This is a genomic window from Baekduia soli (genome assembly GCF_007970665.1).
Lineage (GTDB): Bacteria > Actinomycetota > Thermoleophilia > Solirubrobacterales > Solirubrobacteraceae > Baekduia > Baekduia soli.
This window is the reverse complement of sequence record NZ_CP042430.1, coordinates 219,431-242,487: the sequence shown is the minus strand read 5'-3', so window position 1 is coordinate 242,487 and position 23,057 is coordinate 219,431. Positions and strand designations below refer to the sequence as shown.

The 23,057-nt window shown below is 73.1% G+C and carries 18 protein-coding genes and 1 pseudogene; 3 read left to right on the top strand and 16 right to left on the bottom strand.

Features of this window, described 5'->3' with window-relative positions; translation table 11 throughout:
* The 12 genes and pseudogenes from FSW04_RS01070 to FSW04_RS01015 all read right to left on the bottom strand — a co-directional run bounded on the left by FSW04_RS01070 (window position 1) and on the right by FSW04_RS01015 (window position 13,393).
* Complete coding sequence (locus FSW04_RS01070; RefSeq protein WP_146915354.1) at window positions 1-1,794, bottom strand: acetyl/propionyl/methylcrotonyl-CoA carboxylase subunit alpha; 1,794 nt, start codon at window positions 1,792-1,794, stop codon at window positions 1-3.
* Window positions 1,795-1,839: 45 nt separating this feature from the next.
* On the bottom strand, window positions 1,840-2,706 hold the full coding sequence (locus tag FSW04_RS01065) for a DUF5317 family protein (RefSeq protein WP_146915352.1): 867 nt from the start codon (window positions 2,704-2,706) through the stop codon (window positions 1,840-1,842).
* Between the two features lie 142 nt (window positions 2,707-2,848).
* Window positions 2,849-3,982 (bottom strand): annotated as a pseudogene (locus FSW04_RS28245) (putative bifunctional diguanylate cyclase/phosphodiesterase); the annotation flags it as partial.
* A 1,269-nt stretch (window positions 3,983-5,251) separates the two neighbouring features.
* Entirely contained in the window at window positions 5,252-6,478 is a 1,227-nt protein-coding gene (locus FSW04_RS01055) for a sulfate adenylyltransferase subunit 1 (protein ID WP_146915350.1), read from the bottom strand.
* Between the two features lie 6 nt (window positions 6,479-6,484).
* Window positions 6,485-7,396, bottom strand: coding sequence for a sulfate adenylyltransferase subunit CysD (gene cysD, locus FSW04_RS01050; RefSeq protein ID WP_146915348.1), 912 nt, complete (start codon window positions 7,394-7,396; stop codon window positions 6,485-6,487).
* The gene (locus FSW04_RS01045) at window positions 7,393-8,295 is read right to left on the bottom strand and encodes a sulfite exporter TauE/SafE family protein (protein WP_146915346.1); all 903 of its coding nucleotides are present in this window, start codon (window positions 8,293-8,295) and stop codon (window positions 7,393-7,395) included. The genes cysD and FSW04_RS01045 overlap by 4 nt, the downstream gene beginning before the upstream one ends.
* A 14-nt stretch (window positions 8,296-8,309) precedes the next feature.
* Entirely contained in the window at window positions 8,310-8,927 is a 618-nt protein-coding gene (locus FSW04_RS01040; RefSeq protein ID WP_187369134.1) for a phosphoadenylyl-sulfate reductase, read from the bottom strand.
* Window positions 8,915-10,732, bottom strand: coding sequence for a nitrite/sulfite reductase (locus FSW04_RS01035; protein ID WP_146915344.1), 1,818 nt, complete (start codon window positions 10,730-10,732; stop codon window positions 8,915-8,917). Before FSW04_RS01035 ends, FSW04_RS01040 begins: the two co-directional genes overlap by 13 nt.
* A gap of 132 nt (window positions 10,733-10,864) precedes the next feature.
* The gene (locus tag FSW04_RS01030; protein ID WP_187369133.1) at window positions 10,865-12,118 is read right to left on the bottom strand and encodes an RNA polymerase sigma factor; all 1,254 of its coding nucleotides are present in this window, start codon (window positions 12,116-12,118) and stop codon (window positions 10,865-10,867) included.
* 57 nt (window positions 12,119-12,175) lie between these two features.
* A complete protein-coding gene (locus FSW04_RS01025) occupies window positions 12,176-12,529 on the bottom strand; it encodes a YciI family protein (protein WP_146915342.1) in 354 nt (117 codons plus the stop codon).
* A gap of 141 nt (window positions 12,530-12,670) precedes the next feature.
* Entirely contained in the window at window positions 12,671-12,895 is a 225-nt protein-coding gene (locus tag FSW04_RS01020; RefSeq protein WP_146915340.1) for a hypothetical protein, read from the bottom strand.
* A gap of 9 nt (window positions 12,896-12,904) precedes the next feature.
* Window positions 12,905-13,393 (bottom strand): FCD domain-containing protein, encoded by a 489-nt coding sequence (locus tag FSW04_RS01015; RefSeq protein WP_146915338.1) that lies wholly within the window; start codon window positions 13,391-13,393, stop codon window positions 12,905-12,907.
* Between the two features lie 68 nt (window positions 13,394-13,461).
* On the opposite strand from FSW04_RS01015, the gene FSW04_RS01010 reads away from it, so the two are divergent.
* Both FSW04_RS01010 and FSW04_RS01005 read left to right on the top strand, forming a co-directional pair.
* The gene (locus FSW04_RS01010) at window positions 13,462-14,409 is read left to right on the top strand and encodes an ornithine cyclodeaminase family protein (RefSeq protein ID WP_146915336.1); all 948 of its coding nucleotides are present in this window, start codon (window positions 13,462-13,464) and stop codon (window positions 14,407-14,409) included.
* Window positions 14,410-14,558: 149 nt separating this feature from the next.
* Entirely contained in the window at window positions 14,559-16,730 is a 2,172-nt protein-coding gene (locus FSW04_RS01005; protein ID WP_228431364.1) for a PKD domain-containing protein, read from the top strand.
* Here FSW04_RS01005 and FSW04_RS01000 read toward each other — a convergent pair.
* The 4 genes from FSW04_RS01000 to FSW04_RS25490 form a co-directional block, all read right to left on the bottom strand.
* The gene (locus FSW04_RS01000) at window positions 16,727-17,695 is read right to left on the bottom strand and encodes an IS481 family transposase (RefSeq protein ID WP_146915331.1); all 969 of its coding nucleotides are present in this window, start codon (window positions 17,693-17,695) and stop codon (window positions 16,727-16,729) included. The two genes, FSW04_RS01005 and FSW04_RS01000, sit on opposite strands and share 4 nt — an antisense overlap.
* A 115-nt stretch (window positions 17,696-17,810) precedes the next feature.
* Window positions 17,811-19,445, bottom strand: a complete 1,635-nt coding sequence (locus FSW04_RS00995; RefSeq protein ID WP_146915328.1) for an alkaline phosphatase D family protein — start codon at window positions 19,443-19,445, stop codon at window positions 17,811-17,813.
* A 46-nt stretch (window positions 19,446-19,491) separates the two neighbouring features.
* Window positions 19,492-21,063 carry an acyl-CoA carboxylase subunit beta gene (locus FSW04_RS00990; protein ID WP_146915326.1) on the bottom strand — a complete coding sequence of 524 codons (1,572 nt, stop codon included), beginning with the start codon at window positions 21,061-21,063 and terminating at the stop codon, window positions 19,492-19,494.
* Between the two features lie 64 nt (window positions 21,064-21,127).
* Window positions 21,128-21,745 (bottom strand): hypothetical protein, encoded by a 618-nt coding sequence (locus FSW04_RS25490; protein WP_187369132.1) that lies wholly within the window; start codon window positions 21,743-21,745, stop codon window positions 21,128-21,130.
* A gap of 267 nt (window positions 21,746-22,012) precedes the next feature.
* Here FSW04_RS25490 and FSW04_RS00980 point away from each other — a divergent pair, with 267 nt between their 5' ends.
* Entirely contained in the window at window positions 22,013-23,056 is a 1,044-nt protein-coding gene (locus tag FSW04_RS00980) for a plastocyanin/azurin family copper-binding protein (protein ID WP_146915324.1), read from the top strand.
* Window position 23,057: the final 1 nt, after the last annotated feature.

Below are 23,057 nucleotides of genomic sequence, written 5' to 3'. Positions count from 1 at the left end.
CTACTCCTCGGCCGCGGCGGGCGCCTTGATGACGGCGATGGGCGCGCCGGACTGGATCGGCTCGCCCTCCTTGACCGAGAGCGTCTCGATCACCCCCGCCTTGTGGGCGGTGATCTCGTTCTCCATCTTCATCGCCTCGATGATGCAGAGCAGCTGGCCCTCCTCGACCGTCTGGCCCTGCTCGACGAGCACCTTCCACATGTTGCCCTGCAGCGGGCTGAGCAGCTCGTCGGCCCCGCCACCGGCGCCCTTCTTGCGCTCGCCGCGCTTCTTGGGGCCCGCGCCGTTGGCGCCCGCCGCGCCCGCGCCCACGACGACGCCGCCCACGGGCGGCGGCCCGATGACGGTGACGTCGAAGCGCCGGCCGGAGACCTCGACGGTGTAGGCCTGCTCGACCTTCTCCTCGGCGTCGTCGTCGGACGGCGCCGCCGGCGCCGGGAAGGCGAGGGCCTTGAGCCAGTCCTTGTCCTCGACGAGGTCGCGGCAGGTCTCGGCGTTGGCCCACTGGTCGGTGGCCAGCAGGGCCGTGTGGAACGGGATGAGGGTCTTCAGGTCCCCGATCTCGTACTCGCCGAGCGCGCGCAGCATGCGGCGCGTGGCCGACGCACGGTCCTTGTCCCACACGATGAGCTTGGCGACCATCGGGTCGTACATCGGGGAGACCACGCCGCCGGGCCCGACGCCGGAGTCGACGCGCACGCCGGGGCCGCTGGGCTCCTTGTAGCCGCCGATCGCGCCCGGCGCGGGCGCGAAGTTCTTGCTGGCATCCTCGGCGTTGATGCGGCACTCGATCGCGTGGCCGCGCAGGACGACGTCGTCCTGGGTCACCGTCAGCGGCTCGCCCGCGGCGGCCAGGATGCCCTCGCGGACGATGTCGATGCCCGTGGTCATCTCGGTCACGCAGTGCTCGACCTGGACGCGGGTGTTCATCTCCAGGAAGAAGTACTCGCCGTCCTGGAGCATGCCCTCGATCGTGCCGGCGCCGACGTAGTCGACCGCGCGGGCGGCGTCGACGCCGATCTTGCCGATGCGCGCGCGCATCGCCTCGTCGACGGCGGGCGCCGGGGACTCCTCGATGAGCTTCTGGTGGCGGCGCTGGACCGAGCAGTCGCGCTCGCCGAGGTGGATCACGTTGCCGTGGCGGTCGGCGAGGACCTGGACCTCGACGTGGCGGGGGTCGGGCAGGTAGCGCTCGAGGTAGACCGTGCCGTCGGAGAAGAACTTCTCGCCCTCGCGGGAGGCGCCCTCGAAGGCGTCCTTGAGCTTGTCCTCGGTCAGGGCGACCCGGAAGCCCTTGCCGCCGCCGCCCGAGGCGGCCTTGACCGCGACGGGGAAGCCGATCTCGTCGTTGGCGATCCGCACGGCGTCCTCGTAGGTCGCCACGGCCTCCGTCGTTCCCGGCACGATCGGCACGCCGGCGGCCTGCATGAGTTCGCGGGCCTTCGTCTTGGAGCCCATCGCGTCGATCGCCGAGGCGGGCGGCCCGATGAAGACGATCCCGGCCTCGTCACAGGCGCGTGCGAAGTCCGCGTTCTCGGCCAGGAAGCCGTAGCCGGGGTGGATGGCCTCGGCGCCGGACTCCTTGGCCACCTCGATGATCTTGGGGATCTTGAGGTAGCTCTCGGCGGCCACGGCGGGCCCGAGGAGATACGCCTCGTCGGCGCGCTGGACGTGCAGCGCGTCGCGATCGATCTCGGAGTAGACGGCGACGGACGCGATCCCCATCTCTTCCAGCGTGCGCATGACGCGGATGGCGATCTCGCCCCGGTTGGCGACCAGGACCTTGGCGAACATGGGGCGCGGAGGCTACTTCAGAGCACGCCCGCATGGTCCCGTGGCTCAGGCGGCGGCCGCGACGGGGCCCAGGCGGCGCGGGCGTGCCGGGGGCAGCGGGATCGTGCGGCGCCCGCTGCGCAGGCTCAGGCGGCACCCGTCGAGCGCCTCCGGGCCGCCGGGGACCGCGAAGCCGGCCCACAGCTGGGTCCCGGGCGGCGCGGGCGAGGCGAGCGCCGCCACCGTCCACGGCCCGCGGCGGTCGTCCTCGACGACGAGGACGAGCGCCGCGGGGGTGGCCGCGCCCCGTCCGCGGACCCGCAGCAGCGCCGGGCCCGAGCCCACCGCGACGACCTCGACGGCCTCCACGTGCAGCGCGCGCGGGCGCAGGTGGGCGCGGACCCACGTCGCCGGCCGGCTGCCGCATACGGCGTGCAGGCCGCCGACGGCCCCGATGAGCAGCAGGACGTCGCCCACGCTGTAGACATTGGCCAGCGGCACCCAGGACGGGACGGCGAAGACGTCGCCCAGCCACCGCAGGTGCGCGTCGGAGACCACCGCCGAGTTGGCGAAGTGCCCCGGAGGCGGCGCCAGGCCGGCCGTGCGCAGCGCGCCGGCGCGCGCGGGCATGATGCCGTGGTTGGCCGCGATGGCCAGCAGGTTCAGGCCGCCGCCGAGCCCCATGAGCCCGACGCCGGTGATCCGCACGTTGCTCACGATGAACACGGCGGCCAGCGCGTAGGTCGCCAGGTGCGCGCCCTGGTGCAGCGCCGGGCTGCCGCCCGGGAGGATCTCGATGACGACGATCTGGCCGAGCAGCGCGGCGATGATCGCCCAGCGGCGGCGGAAGCGGACGTCGGCCGCGCGGACCAGGTTGCCGCCGGTCAGCGGGACGCTGAGGATGCCGAGGATGAGCACCGCCCCGAGCAGCATGGCTAGGCGGCCTCCGGCAGGATGCCGCGCAGCGCCCGGCGGCGGGCGGCCAGCCAGGCCGTGAGCTGGGCGGGGGCAGGGCGCGGCTGAGCACGTGGCCCTGGGCGATGTCGCAGCCCATCGTGCGCAGCTGCTCCAGCGCCTCGGCGCTCTCGACGCCCTCGGCCACGACCGTGAGGCCCAGGCGCTGGGCCATCTCGATGGTCGAGGCCACGATGATGGCGTCGGCGGAGTGCTCGGCCATCCCGGAGATGAACGAGCGGTCGATCTTGACCCGGCCCACGGGCAGGTCCCGCAGGTTGGCCAGCGACGAGTACCCGGTCCCGAAGTCGTCGAGCGTGATGCGCACGCCGAGCGCGGCGACGGCGTCCAGGACGGCGAACACCCGCTGGGGGTCCTCGGAGACCATGCTCTCGGTGATCTCGATCTCCAGCCGCGCGGGCGCGATGCGGTGCTTGGCCAGCAGCGTCGAGATGTGGGCGGGCAGGTCGCGGTCCAGCAGGTTGCGCGTGGAGAGGTTGACCGCCATCTCAAGGTGCAGCCCCTCGCCGTCCCAGGCGTCGAGCTGGGCCAGGGACTGGTCGAGCACCGTCAGCGTCAGCGGCGCGATGAGGCCGGTGTTCTCGGCGACGGGGATGAACTCGTCGGGGGCCAGCAGGCCGTGGACGGGGTGGTGCCAGCGCACGAGCGCCTCGACGCCGCGGACGTCGCCGGTGCGCAGCTCGGCCTGCGGCTGGAAGAAGACCTCGAGCTCGCCGAGGTCCAGGCCGTCGCGCAGCTCGCCGGCGAGGCTCAGGCGCGCGGGCGTGTTGCTCTCGTGGCGCTCGTCGTAGACCTCGACGCCGGTGCGCCCGCCCTTGGCCACGTACATCGCGATGTCGGCGCGGCGCATGAGCGTCTCGACGTCGGCGCCGTGGTCGGGCCAGGACGCGATGCCGATGCTGGCCTCGACGCGGAGCGTGATCCCCTCGACCTCGACGGGGGCGGCGAGCTCGACGAGCAGCCGCCGCGCCAGCTCCACGGCATGGTCGGGGGCGTCGGAGCCCCCGAGGACGATGGCGAACTCGTCACCGCCCAGCCGCGCGACGAGGTCCTCGGCCCGGACGCCGCGGCGCAGGCGCTCGGCGACCTCGCCGAGCAGCAGGTCGCCGTGCATGTGCCCGAGCGTGTCGTTGATCTCCTTGAAGTGGTCGAGGTCGAGCAGCATCACGGTCGCGCCGGCGTCGTCCTCGCGGACGGCGGCGCGCAGCGCGTTCTCCAGCCGCGTGCGCAGCATGCTGCGGTTCGGCAGCCCGGTGAGCGAGTCGTGCAGCGAGTGGTGCTCGAGCTCCAGCGCCTGGCGCGCGCCGCGGTAGACGCCCAGCAGGGGCAGCGCGAGCGTGGCGACGAGCAGGAAGCTGAACTCGGTGGCCAGGACGGCCAGCGGCGCCAGGGCGAGCGCCATGCCCGCCGCGGCGCCGACGAAGACGAGGTCCTCGCGCAGATAGGCGCGGACCGAGAAGCCCTGCGCGAGCGCGACGACGATGGCGACCAGCAGGGCGTTGGTGACGAAGAACGCCAGCGCCGAGGCCATCATGGCCGGCAGGTCGCCGGGCAGGAACGCCGGGCCCGTGGCGTGCGGGACGTCGGTCAACGCGTCGAGCACGACCCACGCCGCGGCCAGGGCGATGCAGTACTGCGCGGCGTTGAACCAGATCCGCACGAGCGGCTTGCGGGCCCGCGCGTCGGAGGCCACGGTCGCCAGCACCAGCGTCAGCGCGGCGGCCGCCGGGCCGGCGTCGAGCAGCAGGGCGAACGCGAAGGCGGTCGAGACGGTCAGGTCGCCCTCGGCGCCGCGCCGGAAGACGCGGATCGGGACGAACTCCCCGACGAGCGCGAGCAGGACCAGCATCGCCACCGCGGGGGACCAGGTGTGCTGCAGCCGCCCGTGGTCGGCCATCAGGAGCAGGCCGCCCAGGGCCGAGCCCGCCACGCAGACGGCGGCGACGTAGAGCCTGAAGGGGCGGAGCAGCGAGGACATGGCGGTCGCGGGGACGACGGCGCGCCGCGGCGCGCCCTGGACTCCGGGGCGCGCCGGGCGCACGATCACGGTGCGGTGGCTACCACTTCCTGATCTCGACCCACTGGGGCCGGATCGTGGCCAGCGGGGCGCGCACGGCGCCTACCACTTGAAGCCGGCGCCGAGCGCCTCGACGACGAGCGCGATGACCGCGACCGCGCCGGCCAGACGCATGAGCTTGGCCTTGGGGTTCCGCATCTTCTACTTCCTCGGGTCCGGCCGGGCCGTCCATGGCGCCGGCGATGAGCACAGGATCGACACCCGCGCGAGGCCCGGAGCAGAACTGGACGACTGTCCGAATCGGACCGGACGGATGTCCAGCCAGTTCTGGGGATGGGCCCTGCGGGGCTCCGGGACGGCCGCAGAACGCGACGCGCACGGGTGGTCCTGGGCGGGCGGCCGCCTACCGCTCCAACCCGTTCACGTGGACGATGGCGAGCACGACGGCGCCGGCGCCGGGGCCGCGCGCATCACCTTTGGTCCGCCCTACGTGCTGCTGACCATGCCTCCGGCGACCGTGTCGTTGGAGGTCTCGTCGATGAGGATGAAGGCGCCGGTCGCGCGGTTGGAGGCGTAGGGGTCGGCGACGAGCGGGCGGCGGGTGCGCAGCCGCACGCGCCCGATGTCGTTGAGCCCGAGCTCTGTCGGCGGGGCGTGGCGGTCCAGGGTGTGGACGTCGAGCAGGTCGCGGATCTCGTCGACCACGACGTCGACGGTCTGGGTCAGGTGCTTGAGCAGGTAGCGCGCGCCCGGGCGCAGCGGGCGCTCGGCGAACCAGCACACGTCGGCCTCGAGCTCGCGCACGGCGGCCGCGTCGCCGTCGGCGTGGACGATCACGTCGCCGCGCGAGGCGTCGACGTCGTCGGCGAGGCGGACCGTGACGCTCTGCGGCGGCACGGCCTCGGTCAGGGGGCCGTCGAACGTCTCGACCGACGCGACCACGGACTCGACGCCCGAGGGCAGGATGCGCACCCGGTCGCCGGGGCGCACGACGCCGGAGGCGACCTGGCCGGCGTAGCCGCGGAAGTCGTTGCCCTCGCTGCGGATGACGAGCTGGACCGGGAAGCGCAGGTCGGTGAGGTTGCGGTCGTCGGCGGGGTCGATGGCCTCGAGGTGGGCCAGCAGCGGCGCGCCGCCGTACCACGGCATGGCCTCGGAGCGGTCGACCACGTTGTCGCCGTTGAGGGCGCTGATCGGGATGAACGCGACGTCGGGCGAGCTCAGGCGGCGGCGGAAGCCGCAGAAGTCGCGGACGATCCCGTCGAAGACCTCCTCGGAGAACCCGACGAGGTCCATCTTGTTGACCGCGACCACCAGGTGCGGGATGCCGAGCAGCGCCGCGATGAACGCGTGGCGCTTGGTCTGCTCGACCACGCCGTGGCGCGCGTCGACCAGGACGATCGCCACGTCGGCCGTCGACGCACCGGTGACCATGTTGCGCGTGTACTGCACGTGGCCCGGCGTGTCGGCCAGGATGTAGTCGCGGTTGGGGGTGGCGAAGTACCGGTAGGCGACGTCGATCGTGATGCCCTGCTCGCGCTCGGCCTTCAGGCCGTCGGTCAGGCGCGACAGGTCCAGCTCGCCGTCGCGGCCGTTGAGGTCGGCGTACTGGTCGGCGAGGATCGCCTTGCTGTCGTGCAGCAGCCGTCCGATGAGCGTGGACTTGCCGTCGTCGACGGAGCCCGCCGTGGCGAGGCGCAGGAGGGTGCTCATGGAGGCCTAGAAGTACCCGGCGACCTTGCGGTCTTCCATCGCCGACTCCGACACGCGGTCGTCGGCGCGGGTCTCGCCGCGCTCGGTCACGTCGGTGGCGGCGATCTCGGCCACGACCTGCTCGAGCGTCGAGGCCTCCGACGCCACGGCGCCGGTGCACGACATGTCGCCGACGGTGCGGTAGCGCACCGAGGCCCTGAACGGATCGGAGTCGCGGGCGTCGCGGGCGATGAACTCGGAGTCGGCGTAGAGCATCCCGTCGCGGCGGAAGACCCGCCGCTCGTGGGCCAGGTAGATCGAGGGCACCTCGATCTGCTCCTGGAGGATGTACTGCCACACGTCGAGCTCGGTCCAGTTGCTGAGCGGGAACGCGCGGACGTTCTCGCCGCGGCGCACGCGGGTGTTGTAGAGGTTCCACAGCTCGGGCCGCTGGGCCTTGGGGTCCCAGCCGCCGAAGTCGTCGCGGAAGGAGAGGATGCGCTCCTTGGCCCGCGCGCGCTCCTCGTCGCGGCGCGCGCCCCCGAAGGCGGCGTCGAACCCGTACTCGGCCAGCGCGTCGAGCAGCGTCGTGGTCTGCAGGCGGTTGCGCGAGGCGCGGGGCCCGGTCTCCTCGACGACGCGGCCGCGGTCGATCGACTCCTGCACCGACGCGACGACCAGGCGCTCGCCGAGCTCGTCGGCCATCCGGTCGCGGAACGCGATGACCTCGGCGAAGTTGTGGCCCGTGTCGACGTGCATGAGCGGGAACGGGAAGCGGCCGGGGCGGAAGGCCTTCTCGGCCAGGCGTACGAGCACGATGGAGTCCTTGCCGCCGCTGAACAGCAGCACGGGCCTCTCGCGCTCGGCGGCGACCTCGCGCATCACGTGGATGGCCTCGGCCTCGAGGGCCTGCAGGTGGCTCAGGGCGTGCGAGCTCATACGGGGACGACCTCCGGGGTCGGCTTCTCGTTCATGGCGCGATGGCGGGCGCGACCGCGGTGGACCAGGGTGAAGGCCAGCCCGACGAGCGCGGGGACGCCCACGATGGTCCAGGTCGGCAGGTCGACCCCGGCCTTGGTGAGGACGCCCAGGGCCGAGCCGAGCAGGACGCAGCCCAGCAGCGGGCGCAGGACGACGGACGGGATCCGGTCGATGAGCGCGGTGCCGATGAGCACGCCCGGCAGCGACCCGATGAGGATGTTGCCCATCAGGACGAAGTCGATGTTGCCGGCGACCCCCTGCGCCAGGCCCGCGGCCCAGAGCACGATCGCGGCGTGGAAGACGTCGGTGCCCACGACGCGGTGCGGGGTCAGGCGGAAGACCAGGATGAGGGCCAGGCCGATCAGCGCGCCGGAGCCCACGCTGGTGAGGCCCAGCAGCAGGCCGAGCACGGCGCCGAGGCCGACGGCGGAGGCCTTGACCGTGGTGGTCAGCACGACCGTGTCGCGCTCGCGGGCGATCGCGGCCTGCAGGAACAGGGCGCGGAAGAGGATGGACACCGCGACGACCAGCAGGGCGACGGCGACGCCGGTGAGCAGGATGTCGGGCCTGCGCTTGAGGACCGCGTCGAGCAGGACGACGCCCAGGATCGAGCCCGGCACGCTGCCGAAGGCCAGCCACTTGGAGACGCCGAGGTCGACGGTGCCCTTGCGCAGGTGGCGCCAGCCGCCGACCGTCTTGGTGAGCGCGCCGTAGGCCAGGTCGGTCCCGATGGCGACCGTCGGGTGCACGCCGGCGAACAGGATGAGCAGCGGCGTCATGAGCGAGCCGCCGCCGATGCCGGTCATCCCGATGAGCACGCCGACCCCGAGGCCGAAGACCATGACGAGCGGATCCAAGGGTCAGCGCTCGCTCATACGACGTGCAGCCCGCACTCGGTCTTGTCGGTCCCGGCCCAGCGACCCTCGCGGCCGTCGCCGGGCTGGGTGCAGCACGCGCACCCGATGGAGGCATAGCCCTGGTCGTGCAGCGGGTGGTAGGGCAGCCCGCGCTCCAGGATGCGGTTCCAGATGTCCTTCTCGGTCCAGAACGCGAGCGGGTTGTACTTGGCGATCCCCCGCCTGGGGTCGACCTCCACGAGCTCGGCGTCCGCGCGCGTCGCGGCCTGCTCACGGCGCACCCCGGTGACCCACGCGTCGGCGTCGCCGAGCGCGCGCTCCAGGCCGGCGACCTTCAGGGGCGTGCAGCAGTGCTCGGGCCCGGTCCATGGCTCCGACGGAGAGGCTGCGTCCTGCACCTCGATGCGCACGCCGAAATGATCCTCGAATCGCTTCCAGGTTGCCAGGGTCTCCGCGAAGAGAACCCCGGTGTCGATCGTGACCACGCGAATGCCGTCCAGGCCGCCGGCGACGGCCGCCAGCTCGTCGAGGATCACCGACTCCTCCTTCTGGAAGGAGCACAGGAGGACGAGCCGGTCGTGGCCGGTGGCCTGCCGGAGGGTCTCGGTGAGCTGCTCGCCTAGACCGCGCACTCGCCCTCGCCACGCTGGACGGCGAAGGGCTGGTGGCGATCCCAGTCCAGGAACATGTTCATGGTGTCGAGCCCGAACTCGACGGGCAGGGCCAGGTCGCCCTTGACCTCGTCCTCGAAGCGGGCCGTGCCGACGCGGTCGGCGTAGGCCTTGAACGTCTCGCCCTCGGTGCGCTCGGCCTCGTACATGCGCACCCAGCGCTCGACCGCGTCGGGGACGCGCTTGGCGGGCAGGCGGACCTTGAGGCGGGTGCCGTAGGCGACCCGGCCCTCCTCGTAGACCCCGCCGACGTGCGCGACGTAGGCCGGGATCGTGTGCTCCCCGACCTTGATCGACGCGCCGTAGAACCCGAGGTCGGCGATGTGGTGCTGGCTGCAGCCGTTGGGGCAGCCGGAGTTCTTGATGTGGATGCGGCGCGACAGCGGGTCGGTGATGTCCATCTCGCGCAGCTTCTGGTTGATGGCCGCGTTGAGGCCCATCGAGCTCGTGATGCCCAGCTTGCAGCTGTCGGTGCCGGGGCAGGAGACGTTGTCGGTGATCTCCTGGGCGCCGGCCTCGCCGAGGCCGAGCTCGACCAGGCGCTGCCAGACGTCGTAGACGGCCTCGTCGCGCACCCAGCGCAGGACGATGTTCTGCCCGACGGTCATGCGGGCGTTGCCGCCCGAGAAGTCGCGCATGAGCTGGCCGAGCCCGCGGAACTGCTCCGGCGTGAGGTCGCCGCGGTAGACCTTGACCTCGACGGCGCTGAAGCCGGCCTGGCGCTGGGCCACGACGTTGGAGCCGCAGAAGCGCTCGAACTCCGACAGGTCGCCGTTGGGCGAGCCGTAGGACGCCGGCACCTCGGGGGCGCCGGCCTCCTCGTCGTAGTCGAAGCGCCGCGGGGCCACGGAGAAGTCGCGCTCGTGCACCCAGTCGCCCTTGAGCTGCTCGTCGACCTGCGCGCGCAGCTCGTCGATGCCGAACTTGTCGACGAAGACCTTCAGGCGGGCGCGGGCGCGGTTGACGCGCAGCCAGTCCTGCGCGTCGAAGATGCGGAAGACGGCCTCGGCCACCTTGAGGTAGTCGCCGTTGTCGGCCTCGACGAAGTCGTAGAGCGTCGGGGCGATGCGCGGCATGATCGCCGTGCCGCCGCCGACCCGGACCTCGAAGCCCTTCGTCCCGTCCTCGCCGTACCTGGCGATGAACGCGATGTCGTGGATGCCGGTGATCGAGCGGTCCTCCGAGGGCGTGCCCTCGAAGGCCGTCTTGACCTTGCGCGGCATGAGCTGCGTCGTGGGGTGGCGCACGAAGTAGCGGACGTAGGCGCCGACATAGGGCGTCGGGTCGAAGACCTCGTCCTCGCGGATGCCCGCCCACGGGTCGCCCGTGACGTTGCGCACCGTGTTGCCGCAGCCCTCGCGGCTGGAGAGGCCCGTCTCGGAGAGGTCGCGGATCAGGGCGGCGGCGTCGCGCAGCGGCACGTGGTGGATCTGGATGTTCTGCCGCGTGGTGATGTGGCCCTTGTTCAGCGGCGCGTAGCGCTCGATGACGTCGGCGAAGTTGTCCATCTGGTCCGGCGTGATGCCGCCGAAGGGCAGCTTGATCCTGATCATCTGGACGTCGGGCTGGCGCTGGCCGTAGACGCCCTGCTTCAGGCGGAAGCCGATGAACTCGTTCTCGGGCGTCTGGCCGGAGAGGTACTTCTCGGCCTCGTTGTCGAAGTCGTCGAACTCCCGGGCGATCGCGGGGATGATCTGGCCGGGGACGTTCTCGTAGACCTCGGGGTCGGTGAGGCTCCCCTTGCGGCCGGCGGTGCTGGGCTCCATGAGGTGCGTTCGATCTCCGGTCGGGTGCGGGCGGACGGTCAACCTATCAAAACCCGATCGCAAATCTACCTATTCAAGAAACGGCCGCCCCGGCGCGGATTTCCGCCTGGAGCGGGTGGAGAGGATGCGACCTCAGGCGACGAGCGCGCGGCGGCGGGTCAGCTCCGCCCGCTGGACGGCGTTGGCCGTGGCGGCGATGGCCCGGTCGTAGGCCGCGCGCGCCGCCTCGGGCGCGTCGACGCGGCGCAGCAGCTCGGCGTGGGCGGCGTGCAGCGGCGCGTAGGCCGCCAGGCGCGGGTCGGAGACCAGCGGCTGCAGGAGCGACAGCCCGGCCTCCGGGCTGCCGGCGAAGGCCAGGGCCGCCGCCCGGTTGATGCGCACGACGGGCGACGGCGCGCGCCGGTCGAGCTCGGCGTACAGCGCGGCGATCTGCGCCCAGTCGGTCGCCGCGGCCTCCGGCGCGGTGGCGTGCAGCGCGGCGATCGCGGCCTGCAGCTGGTAGGGGCCCGGGGCGCGCAGCACGAGCGCCTCGTCCAGCGCGCGCACGCCCTCGGCGATGCGCCCGCGGTCCCACTGCTCGCGGTCCTGGCGGTCGAGCGGGACCGCCGCCCCGTCGCCGTCGACGCGCGCGCCGCGGCGGGCGTCCTGCAGGAGCATGAGCGCCAGGAGGCCGAGCGTCTCGGGGTCATCGCCCATGAGCCGGACGAGCAGCCGTCCCAGGCGGATCGCCTCCGCGCACAGCTCGCCGCGCACGAGCCGGTCGCCGTCGCCGGGCGCGTAGCCCTCGTTGAAGACGAGGTAGACGACGGCCAGCACTCCCGAGAGGCGCTCGGGCAGCAGGTGCGCGGGCGGCACGCGGTAGGGGATGCCGGCGGCCGCGATCCTGCGCTTGGCGCGCACGAGCCGCTGGGCCATCGCCGGCTCGCTGGTCAGCAGGGCCCGCGCGACCTCGGCCGTGGTCAGGCCGCCGAGGCTCTTGAGCGTGAGCGCGACGCGGGCCTCGAGGGCCAGCGCCGGGTGGCAGCAGGTGAACATGAGCCGCAGCCGGTCGTCGCCGATCGGCGGGGGCTCGCCGGGATCCTCCTCGTCGCCGGCGGCCTCCAGCGCGGCGGCGTGCGCCAGCCGCACGATCCGGTCGGCCAGGCCCCGCTCCCGGCGCAGCCGGTCGATCGCCCGGCGGCGCGCCGTCGTCGTGATCCACGCGCCGGGACGGTCCGGGACGCCATCGCGCGGCCACGTCGCGACCGCGGCGGCGAACGCGTCCTGCAGGGCGTCCTCGGCGAGCTGGAAGTCACCGACCTGGCCGATGAGCGTGGCCAGGATGCCCGGGCCCTCCTCGCGGAAGGCCCGGGCCACGGCCGTGTCCTCGCCTAGGGGCCCGGACACGGCGGCGGGTCCTCGCCCAGGGGCTCGGACGCCCCGGTCGCGGCGGCGCTCACCGCCTCAGGCCGGCACCTCGGCCGGCAGCTCCATGAGCGGGCGCACCTCGACGCTGCCGTAGGGCGCGTTGGGGACCTTCGCGGCCCACGCGAGGGCGGCGTCGAGGTCGGGCACGTCGATGAGGTAGTAGCCGCCGAGCATCTCCTTGGTCTCGGCGAACGGCCCGTCGGCGACGAGGGTCTCGCCCCCGCGGACGCGCACCGTCGTCGCGGCCTCCAGGCCCTGGAGCGCGTCGCCGGCGACGAGCACGCCCGCCTCCTGCAGGGCGCGGGTGTAGCCGAACCACGCCTCCATGCCGGCGGCGTCGGGATGGTCGCGGCCCTCGGGCGGGACGTAGAGCAGCAGCATGTACTTCATGGGTGGCCTCCGTGGGCTGGTCGTCTCGGCCGGTGTCCCCGGCCGCTCGGTGACCCGACGGCCGGACCGCGCCCGATTCGACACCCTCGGGGCCGGCGGCGCAAGGCTGGCGCGTTGGCGCTCGCCTCGGCGGCCCGTGGCCTAGCCCCAGCGGACGGGGTCGCCCCAGGGCGACGGGGCGTCGGGCTCGCGGCCCGTGCCCTCCAGCAGCGCCGCGCGCTGCCACGGGCTCGGGCGCGGGGGCTCGGCCACGATGACCGGCGCGTGGTCGCGCAGGAACCGCTCGACGGCGGCGACGACGGCGGCCGCCTCCTCCGGCGAGGCCGACGGGGCGACGATCTCGAGCTTGGGGCGGCGGTTGGGCACGGCGTGAGCCTACCGGCCCCCGGCGTTCCCGCCGCCCCCGCCGGTGCCCCGGCGCGCGAGCACCGCGGCCAGCGCCTCGCCGGCCTCGGTGAAGCTGCGCTGCACGAGCACGGCGGCGCGCTCGGCGTCGCCGGCCTCCAGGGCCGCGATGATCTCCGGGTGCGAGCTCGGCCCCGGCGCGAACGTCTTGCGGCTGAAGAGCCAGAGGTCCATTCGGCGCAGGCGTGGGCGCAGCAGCTCGTTGCTCACGAGCAGGTCGGGGTCGCCGGCCGCGTCCAGGAGGACCTGGTGGAACGCGTCGTCGGCGGCGATCGCGTCCCCGACGCGCCCCTCGGCGACCGCCGCGCAGAACGCGGCGTCGGCGGCGCGCAGCCGGTCGAGGTCGGCCGGGACGAGGCGGCCGGCGCCGCGCCGGGTGGCCTCGGCGTGCAGCGCGGCCGCGTTGGTGAAGGCCTCGCGGGCCAGCGTCAGGTCGTAGGGCGGTGGTTCGGTCGGCATCCCGCGCCAAACGTACCCATCCGTTCGTGCGGCGGGTCCCGGATCCCCTGACGTGGTACGAAGCCCGGATGCCCGACGTCTGCGTCCTGGACCACGCCACCGTTCTGGCGGCCGTCTCCCCCCGCGAGGCGATCGACCGCACGCGCGAGGCGTTCACCCGCCACCGCGCGGGGGAGTGGTCGATGCCCGCCAAGGTCTACCTCCAGTCCCCGCCGCACGGCGACTTCCGCGCGATGCCCGCGCTCGGCGACGGGCTGGCCATCCTGAAGTGGATCTCATCCTTCCCGGACAACCCCGCGCGCTCGCTGCCCACGGTGCTCGGCGTGCTGCTGGTCAGCGACGCGACGACCTCCGAGCCCCTGGCCGTCATCGACGCGCGGTCGGTCACCGCGCTGCGCACGGGGGCCGTCGCCGCGGTCGCGGCGCGGGCGCTGGCCCGCGCGGACGCGTCGAGCGTCGGCATCGTCGGCTGCGGGCTGCACGGCGCCTGGGCCGCGCGCTGCCTGGCCGCCGACGGCTACGGGCCGGGGATCTGCTCCGACCCGCGGCCCGAGGCGGCGCAGGGGCTGGCCGACGAGCTGGGGTGGCGCACGGGGACGCGTGAGGAGGCGCTGCAGGCCGACGTCATCTGCTGCGTGACCCCGGGGTCCGAGGTCGTCGTCGACGCGGGCGACCTGCGGCCCGGCACCCACTTCAACATGCTCGGCGCCGACGGGCCCGGCAAGGCCGAGGCCAGCGTCGACGCCGTGGCGGCCTGTCGCCTGTTCTGCGACGAGTGGGCCCAGGCCTCGCACGGCGGGGAGCTGACCGGTGCGGTCGAGGAGGGCCTCGTCACGCGCGACCAGGTCACCGATCTCGGCGCGGTGCTCGCGGGCGAGCGGCCCGGGCGCACCGACGACGCGCAGACCACGATGTTCGACTCCACGGGCCTGGCCATCCAGGACCTCGCGATCGCCTCCGCCGCCCTGGCCGCCTGGCGCGCCGGCCGCGTGAGCGGGCCCACGATCACGCTCTGAGGCGGTGTCCGGCGGCGGGCCGACGGCTGGCGCGTCGGCGCTCATCCTTCGCAAGGCTGCCCAAACCTCACTAATCTGGGTGGATGCTCACGGCAGGGCGGACTTCGGCGCGCCCATGGCGCCGACGGGGAGGGACCCCTGTCGCGGTGATGTGCGCGGTGGCGGCGATCGCCGCCACCGCCCCGGCCGCGGCGCAGGCGGCGCCCGGCGACCTCGGGGTCGACGACGGCCCCTACGCCCTGAGGGGCGCGGGCGCCAGCGCCTCCAAGCCCGAGAGCAAGCTCTGGTTCAACGACGGCACGTGGTGGGCGAGCCTGGGCACGACCGCCGCGGGCCACCGCATCGCGCGGCTGGACCGCACGACGGAGCGCTGGATCGACACGGGGCCCACGATCGACCCGCGGCTGGACTCCCGCGACGACGCCCTGTGGGACGCGGCGTCGGGCAAGCTCTACGTGGCCTCACACGTCCTGCGCGACAGCGGCGGCGGGATCCCGGCGAGCAGCATGTTCGCCGGCAAGCTCTGGCGCTACTCCTACGACCCCGCCTCGCAGGCCTACACGCTGGACCCCGGCTTCCCGGCCGACGTCAACGCGGCCCAGACCGAGACGCTGGTCATCGACAAGGACTCCACGGGACGGCTCTGGGCGACCTGGACCCAGCAGGGCCGCGTCTACGTCAACCACACCGACGGCGACGACGCGGCCTGGGGCACGCCCTACGTGCTGCCCGGCTCGGGCGTGCTGACCAGCGACGACATCTCCTCGGTCATCCACTTCGGCGGCGACCGCATCGGCGTGCTGTGGAGCGACCAGACCGACGACACCATGAACTTCGCCGTGCACGCCGACGGCGCGGGCGACGGAGCCGCCTCCTGGTCCTCGACGGCCATCGACACCGGCAGCCCGACCGCCGACGACCACATCAACCTCAAGGCCGACGGCGCCGGGCGCGTGTACGCCGCCACGAAGACGAGCGCGACGATCAACGGCCAGCCGCTGTTGCTGCTCCTGCGCCGCAGCGTGGCCGGGACCTGGACGTCGGCCGTCTACGGCTCGCGGCCGGTGCACACGCGGCCGATCGTGCTGCTCGAGGAGGGCGCGGGGACGCTGGACATGGTCGCCACGTGCGCGCGCACGGCCGGCGGCGACGGGCAGTCCGGCGGCGACATCTGCACGAAGCACACGTCGATGGACAGCCCCGCCTTCGGCCCGCCCGCCGACCCGGGCACCGCGATCCTGCGCGACCTCACCTCCGACACGGGCGACCTCAACGACGCCAGCTCGACGAAGCAGAGCCTGTCGTCGGCCACGGGCATGGTCGTGCTGGCCTCCATCACCTCGCGCCGCGAGTACTGGCACGCCGACGTCCCGGTGTCGGCCCCGCCTCCGGCGGCGCCCCAGCCCGCGTTCACGGCCACGCCGGGCGCCGGGGGCGACGCGCAGCAGGTGGGCTTCGCCGACACGACGGCGGGCGCCCCGTCGCAATGGTGGTGGACGTTCGGCGACGGCACGGCCTCGGCGCAGCGCAACCCGCAGCACCGCTACGCCGCCCCGGGCACCTACGCCGCGACGCTCTCGGTGGCCGATACGAGCGGGCAGCAGCGCGCCGTGACCGAGACGGTGACCGTCAGGAGCGCCGGCGCCGGCGCCGGCGCCGGCGGGGGCGGCGGCGGCGGGGGCGGCGGCGCCGGCCCCGCGGGCGGCGGTGCGGGCACGCGCGCGGGCACGGCGGCCGGCCAGGACGCCGGCGGGACGGGCGCACCGGCCATCACGTTGGGGACACAGGGCGCCACGGTGCCCTACGGGCGCCCGGTCACCGTGCGCGCGACGGTCGCCCGCGCCGGCGCGGGGACGCCCCTGACGCTGCGGGCCACGGCCTACCCGTTCCGCGCGCCGTTCGCCGACCTCGAGACCGACGTGCCCGCCGACGCCACCGGCACGACGCGCTTCACGATCCCCGCGCTGCGGGTGACGACCCGGGTGCTGGCGGTCGGCGCGGGCGCGCTGAGCGCCCCGTTGACGCTGCGCAGCGCCGCGCGACCGGTGCTGACGATGCTGCGCCGGCGCGGCACGCGCACCGTCGCGGTTCGCGGCACGGTCGCCCCGTACACCCGCGACGGCATCGTCGACGTCCAGCGCCGCACGGCGTCCGGCCGCTGGGTCCGGGTGCGGCGCCTGGCCGTGCAGCGCCACGGGCGCTTCGCGGCCCGCGTGCGGGCCGCGGCCGGCCGGGTCCTGCGCCTCGTGGCCCGGCCGCGCGACGGCGGCGCGCACGTCGACGGCACCGGCCCGGCGCACCGCGTGACGCGCCGGCTCTAGGTGTTCTGCCTCAGGTCGTTCCGAACGCGGGTGATGGGCGGCCGGTTGCCGAGCGAGCTGTGGTTCCGCTCGTTGTTGTAGTGGTGCAGCCAGTGTGGCAGCGCTGCGGCTCTGGCGTCGCTTGAGCGGTAGCGCTGTCCCAGGCCCCATTCGCGTTTGAGGGTCTGCTGGTAGCGCTCGACCTTGCCGTTGTGGCGCGGCGTGCGGGGCGCGATCGTGCGATGCCGGATGCCGTGGCTGTCAAACAGGGCGGCCAGCGCCTTGTTGTGGGTGTAGGTCCAGGCGTTGTCGGTCTGCCAGCGCTCGATGATGATGCCGTGCGCAGCGAAGAACGCGATCGCCCGCTCGGTGAAGCCGATGACGGTGGCGGCCTTCTCGTCGCGGTGCAGCTCGGTGTAGGCCAGGCGGCTGTGGTCGTCGATCGCGCTGTGGGCGAACTCGTAGCCGACACGCTGGCGCTTCTCGGCGCCCGTGCGGTGACGGTTGCCGGTGACGGCATGGCCGGGTGAGGAGAACCGCGCGAAACGCTTGACGTCGTTTTGGATCAACGCCCCAGGGCACGGCCACTCAAAGCGCTGCACCGCCTCTCGGGGCGCCGGCGGCTGGCGCGACATGCCGCGCCGCTTCAGACAGCGCGAGACCGTCGCGTGCGCGATGCCGAGCTCGGAGGCGATCAGGCGCGGCCCCCAGCCCGTCCGCGTCCGCGCCTGGCAGACACGGTCGTGCAGCTCGTCGCTGGACCGCGTCGGCTGGCGATGCGGCGTCGAGGGTCGATCCTGCGCCCACGCGCCCGACGCTCGCTCGGCGTCTGAGGCGTTGCGGTACCGGTCGATCCAGTACTGCACCGTCGACACGCTCACCCGCCGACGGGCCGCTGCCTGGCGTCGAGGAAGTCCCTCGCCAAGACACCAATCAACCAGCTCGACACGCTGCCAGCTGGGCAGCCACCTACGCTTGCACTGCATCCGGGCTGATGACCTCCGAGGCCGTTGGATCCTTGAGAAGACCCACAGCCTCTGTCTCAGCCCGGATGCCTCAACTTCAGCCCTCAGACGTTCGGAACGTCCCGAGGCACGTCACCTAGGCGGGCGTCGCCGGCGGGCCGTGCTGGCCCTTGACCGACGGCGCGCCGCGCGCGACGTGGTAGGTCCAGTCCGCCGAGGGCAGGCGGGCCGACGAGCGCTTCTTGATCGTCTGCATCCGCACGAGCTCGCAGGTCAGCCCCTCCTGCGTGGCGGTCACCGCGCCGAACCCGTGGTGGTCGAAGTCGGCGTTGTCGACCTGCGGGTTGATGTCGCGCAGCGCGTTGATGAGGTCGGGCGACGTGGACGGGTCGGCGTCGTTGCCCTTGATCGTGACCCCGCCGCCGGCGTCCAGCGTCGTCTCGCCCAGCGACTGGGAGGTGATGGAGCCGCCGACGAGCTCGGTGGCCACCGTGTCGCCCGTCGCGCCGTCGCCCGTGCGCACGTCGCCGGCGATGAACGTGTGGATGTCACCCGTCACGAAGACGACGTCCTTGATCTGCTGGTCGCGGATGTGGGTCAGCAGCTCCTCGCGCTCCTGCGGGTAGCCGATCCAGTTGTCGTAGGTGAAGTTCGCGCCGCCCAGGACCCGGGTCGGCATGATCGTGACCTCGTTGGCCATGATCTTCCATGCGGCCGTCGAGGCCTTGAGGCGGTCCTTGATGTAGTTCATCTGCCGGCGGCCGAGGAAGTCGCGCGGCTGGTCGTAGTCGGCGCAGGGCGCGACGACCGCGTCGTCGCACGGCTGGTTGGCGCGATAGGAGCGCTGGTCCATGACCAAGAGCTCGACGGTCGAGCCGAACTGCAGCGTCCGGTACAGCCGCTCGCCGCCCGGGAAGGCCGGCATGGACTCGAAGAACGCCCGGCGGGCGGCCTTCTTGCGCTGCAGGCTGAAGTGCTTGCCGGGCGGCAGGCCGCCGTCGGCGGGCTGGCCGGCGTAGTTGTCCTGGACCTCGTGGTCGTCCCAGAGCATGACCATCGGGAACTTGGCGTGGACCGCGCGCAGCAGGGGGTCGGAGCGGTACAGCTCGTACTTGGCGCGGTAGTCGGCCAGCGTGACCGCCTCGCGGACGATGTCCGGGTTCTGCGGGTTCTCGCGGCCGATCTTGTCGTCGCGCACGCCGGTGCCGCCCTTGCGCGAGTGGTAGGTCTCGGCGTAGATGTAGTCGCCGAGGCACACGACGAAGTCGTAGTCGCCGTCGGCCATGGCGTCCAGGGCGTTGTAGTAGCCGTGGGTGTAGTCCTGGCAGGAGAAGAACGCGAAGCGCACGGTCTCCCTGGAGCCGGCGGGCAGCGCGGTGCGGAAGCGCCCGACGGCCGAGTCGGCGCCCTTGGAGGCGAAGCGGTAGTAGTACTCCTCGTGGGCCTTCAGGCCCGTGACGCGTGCCTTGACGGCGTGGTTGGTCCTGGCGCTCGTGGCCACGTCGCGCCGCGCGACGACCTTGCGGAAGGCCTTGTCGGTCGCGACCTCGAGCGTCACCGAGCCCGTCGACGGGCCGCCCGACGGGTCGAACCGCGTCCAGAGGCTGACGCCCTTCGGCGTCGGGTCGCCGGCGATCACGCCGTCGGGGAAGCGGCCCCCCTTGTACGGCCGCGTGCGCGCCTGCGCCAGGGGTGCGGCGATGGCGGCGGGCACGAGAACGGAGGCGACGGTCCCGCCTGCGCGGGCCACGAACTGACGACGGGTCTGCATGGGCGCCAACCTACCTCCCGGCGCCGATGCCGATGTGCACTTCGCGTCAGAGCGGGATGTTGCCGTGCTTGCGCTTGGGTCCGGCGACCCGCTTGGTCTGCAGCGTGTGCAGGGCGGTGATCAGCTTGGGACGGGTCTCGTGGGGCACGATGACGTCATCGATGTAGCCGCGCTCGGCCGCGCTGTAGGGGTTGGCGAAGCGCGCCTTGTAGTCGTCCATGAGCTTCCTGCGGCGCTCCTCGGGCGTGGGCGAGCTCGCCAGGTCGCGGCGGTAGATGATGTTCACCGCGCCCTCGGGGCCCATGACCGCGACCTCGGCCTGGGGCCACGCGAAGTTGAAGTCGGCGAGCAGGTGCTTGGAGGCCATGACGTCGTAGGCGCCGCCGTAGGCCTTGCGGGTGATGACCGTGATCTTGGGCACCGTCGCCTCCGCGTAGGCGTACAGGAGCTTGGCGCCGTGGCGGATGATGCCGCCCCACTCCTGGCTCGTGCCGGGCAGGAAGCCCGGGACGTCGGTGAACGTGATGATCGGGATGTTGTAGGCGTCGCACGTGCGCACGAAGCGCGCCGCCTTGGCCGAGGCATCGATGTCCAGGACCCCGGCCATGTGGGCCGGCTGGTTGCCGACCACGCCGACCGCGAAGCCGTCCAGGCGCGAGAACCCGCACACGATGTTCTTCGCGTAGTGCTCGTGGATCTCGAAGAACTCGCCGTCGTCGACGACCAGCCGGATGACGTTGCGCATGTCGTACGGCTTGTTGGGGTTGTCGGGCACGACGGTGTCGAGCTCGGCGTCCATGCGGCCGGGGTCGTCGGAGGGCGCGACGCGCGGCGGCGTCTCGAGGTTGTTCTGCGGCAGGAACGACATGAGGTACCGCGTATCCTCGATGAGCTGCTCCTCGTTCTCGGCGGCCAGGTGCGCCACGCCGGACTTCGTGTTGTGCGTCATCGCGCCGCCGAGGGACTCGAAGTCCACCTCCTCGCCCGTGACGGTCTTGATGACGTCGGGTCCGGTGATGAACATGTGCGAGGACTCCTTCACCATGAAGATGAAGTCGGTGATCGCCGGCGAGTAGACCGCGCCGCCCGCGCACGGACCCATGATGAGGCTGACCTGCGGGATCACGCCCGAGCACTGCACGTTGCGGGTGAAGACGTCGCCGTAGGCCCCCAGGGACACGACGCCCTCCTGGATCCGCGCCCCGCCCGAGTCGTTGATGCCGATCACGGGGCAGCCGATCTTGGCCGCGAGATCCATGATCTTGCACATCTTCTCCGACATGACCTCGCCCAGCGAGCCGCCGAAGACCGTGAAGTCCTGGGAGAACACGCACACGCGCCGGCCCTCGATGGTCCCGTGGCCCGTGACGACCGCGTCGCCCCACGGCCGGGTCTTCTGCATGTCGAAGTCCAGCGTGCGGTGGCGCACGAACGTGTCGAGCTCCTGGAACGACCCCGGGTCCAGGAGCTTCTCGATGCGCTCCCGGGCGGTCATCTTGCCGCGGGCGTGCTGCTTCTCCTCGGCCTCGGGGGAGGAGTGCATCGCGGCATGGCGCAGCTCCTCGAGCTGCTCCAGCTTCTCGTCGAACGTCTCGGGGTTGTGCTGGCGGTGGGTCATGGGCGGCGGCGAACGATAGTTCGACGGGCCCGGGATCGGCGGCGCGACCCGCCCGGCGGGGCCGCTACCCGCGTGAGAACGGGCGGTGGTGCGCGGCGCCGAGGTCGTCCAGGACGCCGGCCAGCACGGCCTCCACGCGCTCGTCGTCGAGGGCCTGCGGGGCCTCGGGCGCCTCGGGCTCGGCGGCCACGGGCTCGGGCTCGGCCGCGGGCTCCGGGTCGGCCCCGGGCGGCTCGGTGACGAGCACGGGCTCGGGGCCGGGCTCGGCGACCGGTGCCACCGCGGGGGCGCGGCGCCGGCGGCGGAAGAGCCGGGCCAGCAGGCCTGTCCGCGGCGGGACCTCCGGCTCGGGCGCGGGCACCGGCACCTCGGCCTCCGTCGTGGGCTGCTCGGCGACGGCCTCGGGCTCGGCCGCGGCGACGGGCTCCGGCTCGGCGGGCGCCTCGGGCGCCACCGCCGCGGCGGTGATCGTGACCCGCGTCCCCCAGCCCGAGGGCTCGAGCTCCACCGTGCCGCGCGCGCGGTCGCCCTCCCAGACGACGGTGGTCTCGGCCTCCAGCCGGGTGATGTGGATCTCGCCGAACTCGCCGAGATGGCGCGCCAGCGTGCCGGCGTCGCTGATCTCGGCCCACAGCTCGGGCGGGGACTTGACGAGGGTGCGCTGCGCTCGAGGCTCGGGCATTGCGTCGGGGTTCGCCTCGGGCCTCGCGGATCCCTTCCCTGGCGCCGCCCATGCAGATGTCAGGCTCCAGACCACCAGTCCTAGACGAAAGTCCAGGGTTGGCGCACGTACGGCCTGCCCCCTACACACCGCTTTTGCGCCGACGTAGCGTCGCGCCGTTGGCTCTCAGCGGGGGCGGAGCCGGTCCAAAAAACCACAGTCGTTGGGAGTCCCGAAGTGAAGCGAACCTCCACCGCCGCCCTTGCGGCGGCCCTCTGTTGCCTTGCGTTGCCCGCGGCGTCGCAGGCGGCCACGAAGATCGTGACCGCCGGGCCGCCGCTGGCCAAGCCGCCCGCCGGCGTCCCGCAGGACGCCGACGTCGACAGCTTCTTCCCGGGCTCGGTGAAGATCCACGTCGGGGACACCGTGAAGTTCGAGCGGTTCGGCTTCCACAACATCGGGTTCCCGAAGCGCGGCGCCAAGCCCGCGCCGTTGGCGATGCTGGACCCCACTCATCCCGCCGCGGGCGTCGTCGACAGCCTCGGCGCGCCGTTCTGGTTCAACGGCCTGCCGACCCCGATCATCCCGTCGATCGTCAGCATCGGGACCAAGAGCGGCAAGCCCTACACGGGCGCGGCCGCGATCGGCTCCGGCCTGCCGACGGGCCCGGGCAAGCCCAAGCCGTGGCTCGTGAAGTTCCCCAAGGCCGGGACCTACACGTTCTACTGCTCGGTGCACTTCGGGATGAAGGGCACCGTGACGGTCGTGGGCAAGCGCAAGCCGGTCCCGAGCGCGAAGTCCGACGCCGCCCGCGTCAAGAAGCAGCTGGCGGCCGCGATCGCGGGCGTCAAGAAGCTCGACAAGGCCGCGGGCCCGGCGTCGCCGAACACCGTGACCACGGGGCCCGACACGACCAAGGGCCCGGTCCTGCTGCGCTTCACGCCGGGCAACCTGACCACGACGGTCGGCACGCCGGTGACGTTCGAGATGACCCCGGGCACGCCCGAGGACCACACGTTCACGTTCGCCAAGGACACCAAGGCGCTCGCCAAGGACGCCGACGCGACGTTCGTGGCGCCGCTGCCCGGCGGGCCTCCGGGGCCGCCGACCCTGGCCATCTCGCCGAAGTACGCCTACCCGAGCGAGGCCGGGGGCACGGTGACCTACGACGGCAACAACCACGGTGACGGCTTCCTGAACTCGGGGGTGCTGGACGGCATCTCGTCGACGCCGTTCCCGGACAAGTTCACCGTCACGTTCACCGCGCCGGGGACCTACTCCTACATCTGCTCCATCCACACGTTCATGCACGGGACGGTCACCGTCCAGTGAG